Genomic DNA, 10,835 nt, shown 5'->3' with positions numbered 1-10,835 from the left:
GAGCCGGTCCGTCGTCGGCGGGCGCGGCTCGATCGGCCGGGGTGGCCGCTCGGGCTGCTTCTGTGGTTCGGTCGCCGCAGCGGGCATGTCGATCAGGCCACGCCGGCGTTGCGCTCGGCGGCCTCGACGACGTTGGTCAGGAGCATGGCGCGGGTCATCGGCCCGACGCCGCCTGGGTTCGGGCTGATCCAGCCCGCGACCTCACGCACGGCCGGATCGACGTCTCCGGCCGTCTTGCCGTCAACGCGGCTTACGCCCACGTCGAGCACCGCGGCGCCGGGCTTGACCATGTCCGCGGTGATGAGCCCCGGCTTGCCGGCGGCCGCGATGACGATGTCGGCCTGGCGTACCTCCGCCGCGAGGTCACGGGTGCCGGTGTGGCAGAGCGTGACCGTGGCGTTCTCGGACTTGCGGGTGAGCATCAGACCGATCGGGCGGCCCACGGTGATGCCGCGCCCGACGACGACGACCTTGGCGCCGTTGATCTCGACGCCGTGGCGGCGCAGCAGGTCGATGCACCCCGTGGGCGTGCACGGCAGGGGGGCCGGCTCGCCGAGCACGAGCCAGCCGAGGTTCGTCGGGTGGAGGCCGTCGACGTCCTTGGCGGGGTCGACCGCCGACAGGATCGCGTTCTCGTCGAGACCGGTCGGCTGCTGCACGATGAAGCCGGTACAGGCCGGATCGGCGTTGAGCTCAGCGACCACGGCGAGCACCTCGTCGAGGGTGGAGGTCGCCGGTAGGTCACGGCGGATGCTGTTCACGCCGATCTCAGCGCAGTCCTTGTGCTTGGCACCGACGTACCACCGCGAACCCGGGTCGTCGCCGACGAGCACCGTGCCCAGCCCGGGCGTGATACCGCGCTCCGCCAATGCGGCGACGCGCTGTCGCAGCTCGTCCTTGATCTGTTTCAGCGCGGCCTTGCCATCGAGGATCTGAGCGGTCATGGGGCGATTCTGTCACGGGCCTCGGCTCGCCACTTCGCTCAGGTTGCGTGACCCGGGCGTACCTCGGAACGTGCCCCGAGGTGAGGCAACCTGAGCGAAGTGCTCAGGCGCCGACGTCGGATACGCTGTCCACGGCACAAGAACGTCCGGAGGTGAACATCGTGGAAAAGCGCTGGGCTTCGATCATGGTCACCGTGGGATTCCTTCACTTGGGAGTTCTCCCGCTCAGCCCCGATATTCCGACACCATTCGCCTTCGCCTTGGTGGCACTGGCGCTCGCGGCAGCGATTCCGCTCGTTCTGCACTTCACCCGCAGTGTCGCCCGGAAGGGTTTCGCACACCCTCAGCCGTCGATCAATCACCCCGTGACGCCTGACTGTTGGCAACTGCTTCGCCCGATGGCCGCAGACGCGCCTGGAACCGTGCGGTCACGCGCCCCCTCCGCTCTGGTCCCTGCCCACAACTGATCAGGGCGACCCCGGATCCCCATCACGGTGTGAGTGAGGGAATGGGTCGCGCCAGTTCTCGGGCAGCATCGCCGCGATTCCCTTGCCCGCGCCTGACCAGAGGTGACTTGTGTTCTCCACGAATCGTCCGACCACCCATGCTTCGGCAACGCCCCGCTCCCCCGCCGGATCTCCACTCATCGAGGTCGATGCCGTCAGCGTGACCGCGTACAAGACACACCTGCTCGCCGCCACCACGTTCACGGCCGAACCAGGACAGATCACGGTGCTGCGTGGAGAGAACGGATCAGGCAAGACCACACTCCTGCGCACTCTGGCCGGAAGTGTCAGACCGACCACGGGCGGCGTCCTCATCGGGGGAAATCCGGTCGATGAGCGCGATCCGCAGTTCCGGAGGACGGTCGCCGCCATGATCGGCCTGCCGCCCATGGCCTCGGACCTGACGGTGTTCGATCATGTTGCGCTCGTCTCCTCGACTTGGGAGGACGACCCCGGATCCGTGAACTCGGCGACGGGCCGTGTGCTCGACGACTTTGCCCTGACTTCGCTGAGGTCACGGTATCCACATGAGCTCTCCTCGGGTGAGCGCCAGTTGTTCGGTCTTGCCCTGGTGTTCGTTCGCCCCTTCGACGTTCTCCTGCTCGATGAGCCAGAACAGCGCTTGGACCCCAGTCGGATCGACCTGCTCGCCCGAGCCATGCTCAACCGTCGCAGTGCCGGGTGCACGATTGTGGCGGCCACTCACAGCGACCATCTCGCACGTCGCACGGCCGACCTCACCGTCACGCTGGAGTCCCCGAGATGACCGCGCGGCGACTGGCTGCCGCCCGTGGCATCTGGCGCGGGCGGCACACGCGCACGATCGGTGACGAGGCGTACACGGTGTATGCCGCTGTCCTCTTGGGGTTGGTCGTCGTCGCGCCCGGCCTGCGCGCCGTGTGGATCGTCGCGGCGGGACCGCGCGGCGTCTCGATGCTGACGTCCGACGGCGCATCGTGCGCCGTGGCCTGGTGCGCGGCCGCGCTCTGGGCCGGCGGATTGCTGCTGGGGCGAATTCGAGGTCCTGCACTGCTACCACCATTTCCGCTTCACGCGTTGACGAGCAGCGACATCACGCGCGCGGTTACGCTCCGACGGCCACTGATCCGTTCGACCACGGTCATCGTGGCCGCCTTGACCGGCGGTGCGCTGCTCATCGGAGCGGCGCTTGTCACCCGGAGCGGCGTTCAACTCGTCGACGCGACGGCATTCGTGGTCGCTGCCCTGGCCACCGGCATCGTGACCGCACTGACGTGGCTCACCGGGCAGGGATTCCCCGCTTGGCGTTCCCTCTGGCCTTGGCCATTGTTGCTGTTGCGGGCCTGACGCTCTCTGCTCCGAGCCTCCTGGCATTCGTGCCCTGGGGATGGGTGGGCGCAATCTATCCGTCAGCAGGAGCATTCACAGGTCCATTGGCTCTCCTGGTTGCCTTCACAGCGTCATTCACGGCAGTGGCGCCCTCGATGCTCAATCGGATGACCGGACGGCAACTCACCTCGCAAGCAGCGGCGTGGGAACGGGCCACGGCGTTCTCCCAGTCCCTCGACCTCGGCGGGGCCGCGGCCGTCTACGAAGCGAAGCCTCGAATCGGACGAGACCTTCGGGCGATTCGACCCGGGAGGCATCGGGCGGTCACATTCCTCGTCCGCGACGTCGTTGGGCACCTTCGGACACCGGGTCGGTCACTCGGCGCGCTCGCCGCAACCGCGACGGCGGGCATCCTGCTCACGGTCTCCCTGCTTCCCGCCACACCGTCCGCGCTCTTGGCTGGAGCGGCGGGATTGCTGCTCTACATCGGCAGCGGCCCGCTCACCAAGGGGGTGCAGCACGCCGCCCACGTCGCCGGTGACTATCCGCTCTACGGGATCAGTGATCGGCAGCTCGTGCTGCTACATACGCCGTTCCCCGTGATCGCCATGATGGTCACGCTGGCCGCGGCCGCCACGACCACAGCCCTCATCAGCGGCGCGGTCCTCGGGACGGCCCTCGCTGGTGCCTGCGCGATCGGTGGCATCACGATTGCCCTGCGACTCGGCAACGCCTTGAAGGGACCACTGCCGCCGACCCTGCTCACGCCTGTCAGTACCCCGGTCGGTGACCTGAGTGTCGTCATGCAGGTCGGTTGGGCGTTCAGCGATCTCCTGCTGGCCCTTCTGGCAGGACTGGCCAGCGCGATGATCCCAGCGAGTCCGATCCCAGTGATCCTGCTGACGATCTGGGTGGCAGTGGTCCTCGTGGCCCGATGGAAGAAGCGACGGTAGGCCCGCCTCAGGCGCCGACGTCGTGCAGGTGGTGCTCCATCTCGTGCCCGATGTACTGGCTCAGTGAGGCGACGGTGAACACCACGCCGTCCGAGCGCTGTCCGTCGCGGTCGAGGTCCGCAGCGGGCACGGAGCGCAGTGCGGCGGTCGCGTATGCCGCCGACTCCTGCATCTCGGTCCAGGTCTGCGCCGGGTCGGCTTGCCAGTAGCCGAGTTCCAGGGCCTTCGCGTCACCGTCCCAGTCGGCGAAGGTCGGGTGCTCCGCGTCGCGCATCGCCTCGACCCGCACGCCCAGCAGCCGGACCATGTCCCGCACGTGGCAGGCATACTCCAGCGGCGACCACACCTGGGGCGAGGGCCGCTGCGCGACGTCCGGGCGCTCCAGCACCGGCCGCCAGCGCTGCAGGTCAGCCGTCAGCCGAGCTGCGGCCCGGGCCGGATCGAAGGGCCGGAAACCGCACTCGGCGCACCCCTGCGTGATGACGAAGGTCCAGTCTCGATCGTCTGGTGGCGGCGGGGCGGGCGCGTCTGTGGTCATACCCCATGATGCGCCTTCGTGCCCGTGCCGCGAGGCCATCAGGTGGTCCGGACCTCCGGCCGCCGAAGGTTGCGTGGCACCGGGAGCTCGAAAGCCACCACACGTATCGTCGACCGGCGGCCACCGCCATCGAGACCGCCAGCGTCAGCACGAACAGGACTGGAGCGAGCGCCGGACCCAGGCCACCGCTCTCCAGCGCCGGCTCGAGCACTCTGACCACGGGATAGTGGACCAGATAGATCACGATCGACTGTCGGCCCATCCACGCCAACCCACGGGTGAGGCTGGTATCAGGCAGCCTCGTCGCGAGCCACATGCTGACCACCGTTCCCAGGAACGCCAGCGCGAACGCTGCAGGTGTGCGGGGAGGCTCGCCACCCACGGCGGCCCACACGGAGTACACCGTGGGCAGAATCGCCAGGAAGAGAACCCAGCGCCCACTGAGGCTGAGGATCTGGTCGAGACCTCTGCGCATACTCGCTCCGGCGAAGAAAAAGCCCAGGAACCACGCCATCCAGCTCGCCAGATCGAGTCCAACCACGTGGCAAACCCAGGCGCCGGTCACGAGCACGCTCGTCGTCAGCCAATAGGGCACTCTGCGAATGAACGGAGCGATCGCGTAGGCCACCAAGAGAATCGTCAAGTACCAGGTGTGGTGTCCATTGATCCACACCTGGGGGTTTGTCAGAATCTGCGGCATCCCCAGGACAACCGCGGTCAGAATCGTCCAGACCGCCCACGGCCAAGCAATCTTGGCAATCTTTCCGGTCGCGTAGGTCACCCAGCCCTTGCTGAGCGACCTCTCCAACAGGAGGCCGGAGAGGACCAGCAGCGCCGGCTGCCGGAACGGGCTCAACGCGTCTGAAACGTGGACCATCGCGGCGGGCGTTCCCTGGGCCAAACTCGCATGGTAGAGCACAACCAACAGAGCAGCGATCCCCCGCAGCTGATCCATCCACCGGTGACGCTGCGGGGAATCGCTGCTCGAAGTCATTGATGGAAAACCTTAGCAGCGCGAAATTCGGTCACCACCGGGAGGTTGCCGCCGCCATCAGGTCGCCGAACAACTCACCGTGGTCGACCTCGAATCCGCGACGGGTGAACCACTCCCCCATGGTGCGGGCATCTCGCTCGAGAAACTCCGGTCCGTGGGGATTGCCGATGACGTCGACGACCTGCGGCCAATCGATGACGACCAGGTCCGCGCTCGACGCTCCGGCCAGCAAGACGTTGTACGGCGAGAGATCACCATGAGCCCACCCGAGGGTGGCGAGCGTGAGCATGAACGCGCGGATCTGCTCGAACAGCTCCGGCAGCATCTCCCGCGGCGGGCGGGTCTGCGCGAGCCGAGGTGCCGCCTCGCCATCGGGCCCGGTGATGAACTCCAGCAGGATCTCGGTGCCGCGCAGTTGCACGGGATACGGCACCGCCAGGCCCTGCTCCCAGAGCCTGCTCAGCGTCGCGAACTCGGCCATCGCCCATTGCGCGCCGATGAGTTCACGTCCGAAGTCGGTCCGACGCGCCATGGCGCGCGTCTCGCGGGAGCGCCGCACGCGCCGGCCCTCGAGATAACCGGCGTCGCGATGGAAAAGGCGATGTTCGCTGCTCCGGAACCGCTTGGCCGCCATCGTGACGGGCTCGTCGGGCCGGCCGGGGGTCCATCGCCGCACGAGGTGAACATCGGCCTCCTTGCCGGAGCGCAGTATGCCGAGGTCCTCGTCGACGGCGCCGAGGTCGGGATTGACCCAGTCCGGGCGCGGTGTCGGCCCGTGCGTGGCGTGGTCCCAGGAGGACCAGCGTTCGCCCTCAGGCGGGACGTCGGAGGGGTCGTCGGAGAGGAGGTTGAAGGACACGGGAACTCCCAGAGTGCAGGGTGAATGGGGCACGGAGTGTCGTCGCGACAGTCATCGCTTGCCTCCTCTGGGAGTTGGGGTGATCGGCGCTGATCAGCGCTGTGCATCAGGGTGGGGTCTGCGGGGCGCCCGTGGCAACCGAATAAACGCCGCAAGGTCATGCAGAACGCGGGGCATCTCACGCGTTCTGCATGACCTTGCAGGTCTTGAGGGGGTGGTTCAGCGGGCCTTGGGCCTGGGTGGGCGCCCGGCGAGCGCCGCGGCCACCAAGGTGATGAGCACGCCGGCAACGACCGTGGGGGTGACGGAGTCCCGTGCGGCCGGGTTGACGAGGTCGAGCACGAGCGCCGAGGCCAGCTGGCCCAGCAAGAGCGCCAGCCCGAAGACGAGCACGCCGAGGTGGCGCACCGCCCATGCGGCCGTGGCGACGACGACGATGCCCATCACGCCGCCGAGGAACGTCCACCACGGCGCATCGGCCATGGACACGTAGTGCACCCGACCGGTGCCGAACTCCCACGCCGCCACGACACACATGAGCACGGAGCCGAAGAAGAAGTTGATCCACGTGGTCGTGAACACGTTGCGGCTGGCCACGGTCACCCGACCGTTGGTGCCCTGCTGAATCGCGATGCCCGCGCCGACCAGCACGGTGGTGATCATCGGCACGACCACGCCGACCGACCCCTCCAGCGCCCCGGAGACGGACACCACGACGCCGAACAGGGCGAGCAGTGCCGCGGCCACGCGCAGCCCCTGAATGGGTTTTGGGCCGCCCGGACCGATGCCGAACCGGTCGACGAGCAGGCCGTTGGCGGTCTGGCCGGCCACCGTGCCGACGGTGAACAGGGCGATCCCCAGCAGCGGTACGGCAATCGTCTGGTTGACCACGAAGATGCCGCCGATGAACCCGCCGATGCACTGGTACCACTTCAGAGAGCCGTCGCGCACCGCCTCACCGACCCGCCCCATGCCACGGCGCACGGCCGGGAGCACGAGCAGCATCGTGAGGACCGCGAGCCCGCCGAGGAAGCTCACCAGGCCAGCCTCGATCGGCACTCCGGTGATGACTGCCAGCTCGCCGTTCATCCGCGACTGGAGCGACGTGGCCAGACCCGCGACAAGCGCCGCCGTCAGCGCCGGGATCCTGGCCGAGTCGTGTCCATCGGCCTCAGTGACGGTTGCGGCGGGCAGACCGGCACCGGCCTGCCCGCTGGCGGTCGACTCAGTGGGCGAAATGCCGCGCTCCGGTGAAGTACATGGTCACGCCGGCTGCCTGCGCCGCCTCGATGACCTCGGCGTCGCGCACCGACCCGCCGGGCGCGACGACCGCGCGCACGCCCGCGTCGAGCAGGACCTGCAGCCCGTCGGCGAACGGGAAGAACGCGTCACTGGCCGCGACTGCGTCCTGCGCACGCTCGGCTCCGGCGCGGTTGACGGCCAGGTGACACGAGTCGACCCGGTTGACCTGACCCATGCCGATACCGACCGACGCTCCGTCGTTGGCCAGCAGGATCGCGTTCGACTTCGTCGCGCGCACCGCCCGCCACGCGAAGGCCAGATCGGCCAACGTCGCGTCGTCGGCGGCGTCTCCGGAAACGAGGGTCCACCGGCTCGGGTCGTCGCCGTGCCCCGCGGTGGGCGCCTCGCCGTCGACCGGCTCGACCACAGCGTCGATGAGGTCGCGCTGCTGCACGAGCAGGCCGCCGCTGACCGGGCGCGTCTCGAGCACACCAGGCGCCGGCGGCGCGCATACGAGCAGTCGGCGGTTCTTCTTCTCCCGCAGGATCGGTAGCGCATCCTCATCGAACGCCGGCGCGACGACGACCTCGGAGAACGTCGTGTTCAGCGCCTGCGCCATCGACGCGGTCACCGGGCGGTTCGACGCGACGATGCCGCCGTACGCGCTCACCGGGTCGCACTCGTGGGCGCGCACGTAGGCCTGGTCGATGTCGGCGCCGACCGCGATGCCGCACGGGTTGGCGTGCTTGATGATCGCCACCGTCGGCTGGTCGCCGTGGTCGTGCGCGGCGCGCCACGCGGCGTCGGCATCGATGTAGTTGTTGTACGACATCTCCTTGCCGTGCAACTGCTCGGCCTGCGCCAGCCCGGCCGGGCCGTCGTCGGCGACGTACAGCGCCGCGGTCTGGTGCGGGTTCTCGCCGTAACGCAGGGTGTTCGCGCGGGTGTAGGTCGCTCCGTGCCACGCCGGGAACGACCCGGCCACACCGTTCTCCGGTGCGACAACCTGACCCATCCAGGTCGCCACGGCCGTGTCGTAGGTCGCCGTGTGCACGAACGCGTCACGGGCCAGGGCCGCGCGCTGCTCGTGCGTGAAGCCGCCGGCCTTCACCGTCTCGAGCACGTCGGCGTACGACGTCGGGTCGGTGACGATCGCGACGGTGGCGTGGTTCTTCGCCGCCGCGCGCACCATCGTCGGGCCACCGATGTCGATCTTCTCGATGCAGTCCTGCATGCTCGCGCCCGAGGCGACGGTCTGCTGGAACGGGTAGAGGTTGACGACGACCATGTCGAACGGCTCGACCCCGAGGTCGGCGAGCTGCTGCACGTGTTCGGGCAGGCGCGAGTCGGCGAGGATGCCGGCGTGCACCTTCGGGTGCAGCGTCTTGACGCGGCCGTCGAGGCACTCGGGGAAGCCGGTCAGGTCCTCCACCTTGGTCACCGGCAGGCCCAGGGCCTCGATCGCGGCGGCCGAACCGCCGGTGGAGACCAGCGCGACGCCGGCCTCGTGCAGACCGCGGACGAGGTCGTCCAGACCGGCCTTGTCGAAGACCGAGACGAGCGCGCGGCGGACCGGGCGGCGGGTGGAGGGGGTGTCGCTCACGACGTGGTGACCTTTCGGTTGGGGGCTTCGGGCAGACCGGTGCGGGCGAGGCGGCCCACGACGTCGACGAGCATCTGACGCTCCTCGACCTTGATGCGTTCGTGCAGGGATTCCTCGGTGTCGTCGTCCTCGATGCGAACGGCGCGCTGGTCGATGATGGCGCCGGTGTCGACGCCGTCGTCGACGTAGTGGCACGTGGCTCCGGTGATCCGCACGCCGTGGGCGAGCGCGTCACGCACCCCGTGCGCGCCGGGGAACGAGGGCAGCAGGGCGGGGTGCGTGTTGATCATCGGCGGGCCGGCGAGGGTGGCGGGGCCGACGATCTTCATGAAGCCGGCGCACACGACGAAGGTCGGGTCATAGGCGGAGATGCGTGCGGCCAGGGCGGCGTCCCACTGGGCTCGGTCGGGGTGGTCGGCCGTTTTCACGACGAACGTGTCGATGTGGGCGCGTTCGGCTCGGGCCAGACCCTCGATGCCGTCGCGGTCGGCGCCGACGGCTCGGATCTGCACGCCGTAGTCGGGGTCGGCGGCGGCGTCGATGAGGGCCTGCAGGTTGGTGCCGGAGCCGGAAACGAGGACGACGATGGGGGTCGGCTCAGCGGCTGCGGGGGGTGTCGTCACAAGGCGGCAGCCTACTCCTGTCGGTCAGCGTCGCCGTTGTCGGATTGCGTGCCACAGCAGCAGGAGCGCCGCACCGAGACCCATCTCGGCGGTGAGGGCGAGCGATGTCCACACGACCGGAGCGCCGATCGTCGACAACCGTAGGGAACCGGCCGATCCCCCGCCGACGAGGTCGAGGACGGCGAGCACGATCACCGTGGTGGTGACCGCCCAGGCGACCGTGGTGACCTTGGCGCCGCCGGCGGCCAGGCGGGGCATCGAGCGCAGGGCGCGGTGCGCGACGAAGATGCCGAGCGCGATCGGGACGAGGACGAACAGCCGCGAGGGCCAGGGGAACGCCCCCGGCTGCGGGTGCGCGGCGAGGATGGGCAGCATCGGCAGGACCCCGGGTTCGACGCCGCTCCAGGTGACGCGGACGGTCTCGCTGAGGTGGTAGCCGGGGCCGGCCATGAAGCTCAGGACCCACTGGCCGATGTTGGGCAGGAGGAGCAGTTGGGCGAGTGTCAGCACCGTGCCGCCGAGGATGCCGGCGCCGAGATCCCCCTGCATGCGGGTGACCTGCGAGAACGAGGTGAGCACGACGATGACGGCGACCAGCGTGCCGATGCCGATGCCCACCGCGGCGCCGAGCAGACCGGGTTTCACGCCGCGGCGCAGGGAGCGGGGCAGCGCGTCGATCCGGTCGGTGAGGAGGTGGCGGCGGGCCAGCGACCAGGCCAGGCCCAGCGCCGGGGTGAGCAGGATGGGGGTGATCGCGCTGAGCCACGTCAGCGCGGCGGCGCCCTGGGCGGCGAGGACCGCGGCGATGATGCCGACGACGGCGTAGCCACCCAACCACGCGGCCCACTGGCGGCGGTCGAGTGCCGTGTCGTGGTCGAGCGAGCGGTTGGCGCCGGCGATGGCGAGCGCGACGAGTCCGATGAACCCGGCCAGGGGGGTGATCGCGAGGGTGGTCGTGCCGATAGCCAGACGCCCGCCGCCGAGGGCGAGCCAAGCCGAGGCGCCGGCGCCGATGGACTGCCAGATGGTGGCGGTGCCGCGCGGTGCCTGACCGATGGCGAACGCGACGAGCAGCACGACCGGCAGCGCACTGACCAGCGCGGTCGCGGCGCCCCAACCCGCGGTGCGCAGGTAGTGGGTCACCGTGGGCAGGTCGCGGAGGCGGTCGAGCGTGATCATCGCGCTCCATCTTCGCCGATCGGGCCGCCGCCGGCGCCGGACGCCCGTCGCGTCGGCGTGGCGGCGTGTCGGCGGCCGCCCTCCCC

General features: G+C 69.5%; 11 protein-coding genes. 3 read left to right on the top strand and 8 right to left on the bottom strand.

The features are described from left to right. Positions 1-92: 92 nt before the first annotated feature. Complete coding sequence (locus KD1_RS10985) at positions 93-944, bottom strand: bifunctional methylenetetrahydrofolate dehydrogenase/methenyltetrahydrofolate cyclohydrolase (RefSeq protein ID WP_068401867.1); 852 nt, start codon at positions 942-944, stop codon at positions 93-95. Between the two features lie 666 nt (positions 945-1,610). Between KD1_RS10985 and KD1_RS10980 the strand changes: the two genes are divergently transcribed. The 3 genes from KD1_RS10980 (at position 1,611) to KD1_RS10970 (ending at position 3,711) form a co-directional block, all read left to right on the top strand. After that, positions 1,611-2,216 carry an ABC transporter ATP-binding protein gene (locus KD1_RS10980; protein WP_068401869.1) on the top strand — a complete coding sequence of 202 codons (606 nt, stop codon included), beginning with the start codon at positions 1,611-1,613 and terminating at the stop codon, positions 2,214-2,216. Further along, entirely contained in the window at positions 2,213-2,776 is a 564-nt protein-coding gene (locus KD1_RS10975) for a hypothetical protein (protein ID WP_068401865.1), read from the top strand. Before KD1_RS10980 ends, KD1_RS10975 begins: the two co-directional genes overlap by 4 nt. Positions 2,777-2,925: 149 nt before the next feature. Beyond that, positions 2,926-3,711 (top strand): hypothetical protein, encoded by a 786-nt coding sequence (locus KD1_RS10970; RefSeq protein WP_157073309.1) that lies wholly within the window; start codon positions 2,926-2,928, stop codon positions 3,709-3,711. 7 nt (positions 3,712-3,718) lie between these two features. Here the strand turns inward: KD1_RS10970 and KD1_RS10965 are convergent, their stop codons facing one another. From KD1_RS10965 to KD1_RS10940, 7 genes are all read right to left on the bottom strand, one after another. Beyond that, the gene (locus KD1_RS10965) at positions 3,719-4,099 is read right to left on the bottom strand and encodes a DinB family protein (RefSeq protein WP_245627375.1); all 381 of its coding nucleotides are present in this window, start codon (positions 4,097-4,099) and stop codon (positions 3,719-3,721) included. Positions 4,100-4,118: 19 nt separating this feature from the next. Continuing rightward, positions 4,119-5,243: an acyltransferase family protein gene (locus tag KD1_RS17380; protein WP_083542387.1), complete on the bottom strand. Its 1,125-nt coding sequence runs from the start codon at positions 5,241-5,243 to the stop codon at positions 4,119-4,121. Between the two features lie 31 nt (positions 5,244-5,274). Beyond that, entirely contained in the window at positions 5,275-6,102 is an 828-nt protein-coding gene (locus KD1_RS10960; RefSeq protein ID WP_245627374.1) for a serine protein kinase RIO, read from the bottom strand. A gap of 219 nt (positions 6,103-6,321) precedes the next feature. Continuing rightward, positions 6,322-7,239 (bottom strand): DMT family transporter, encoded by a 918-nt coding sequence (locus KD1_RS10955; protein WP_281177616.1) that lies wholly within the window; start codon positions 7,237-7,239, stop codon positions 6,322-6,324. A gap of 88 nt (positions 7,240-7,327) precedes the next feature. Then, a complete protein-coding gene (purH, locus tag KD1_RS10950) occupies positions 7,328-8,947 on the bottom strand; it encodes a bifunctional phosphoribosylaminoimidazolecarboxamide formyltransferase/IMP cyclohydrolase (RefSeq protein ID WP_068401855.1) in 1,620 nt (539 codons plus the stop codon). Beyond that, the gene (purN, locus tag KD1_RS10945; protein WP_068401852.1) at positions 8,944-9,570 is read right to left on the bottom strand and encodes a phosphoribosylglycinamide formyltransferase; all 627 of its coding nucleotides are present in this window, start codon (positions 9,568-9,570) and stop codon (positions 8,944-8,946) included. The genes purH and purN overlap by 4 nt, the downstream gene beginning before the upstream one ends. Positions 9,571-9,594: 24 nt before the next feature. Next, positions 9,595-10,749 (bottom strand): cell division protein PerM, encoded by a 1,155-nt coding sequence (locus KD1_RS10940; RefSeq protein ID WP_068401850.1) that lies wholly within the window; start codon positions 10,747-10,749, stop codon positions 9,595-9,597. Positions 10,750-10,835 lie beyond the last annotated feature (86 nt).

Origin of the sequence: Kribbia dieselivorans NBRC 106261 (assembly GCF_001552435.1) — a bacterium.
In the GTDB taxonomy this organism is placed as follows: Bacteria; Actinomycetota; Actinomycetes; order Actinomycetales; family Dermatophilaceae; genus Kribbia; species Kribbia dieselivorans.
This window is presented reverse-complemented; position numbering and strand designations above follow the sequence as displayed.

Excerpts from the sequence above, each read along its gene's own strand:
- KD1_RS10970 (WP_157073309.1), top strand. The coding sequence starts at position 2,926 with ATGACCGGACGGCAACTCACCTCGCAAGCAGCGGCGTGGGAACGGGCC.
- KD1_RS10940 (WP_068401850.1), bottom strand. The coding sequence starts at position 10,749 with ATGATCACGCTCGACCGCCTCCGCGACCTGCCCACGGTGACCCACTAC.
- KD1_RS17380 (WP_083542387.1), bottom strand. The coding sequence starts at position 5,243 with ATGACTTCGAGCAGCGATTCCCCGCAGCGTCACCGGTGGATGGATCAG.
- KD1_RS10985 (WP_068401867.1), bottom strand. The coding sequence starts at position 944 with ATGACCGCTCAGATCCTCGATGGCAAGGCCGCGCTGAAACAGATCAAG.
- KD1_RS10975 (WP_068401865.1), top strand. The coding sequence starts at position 2,213 with ATGACCGCGCGGCGACTGGCTGCCGCCCGTGGCATCTGGCGCGGGCGG.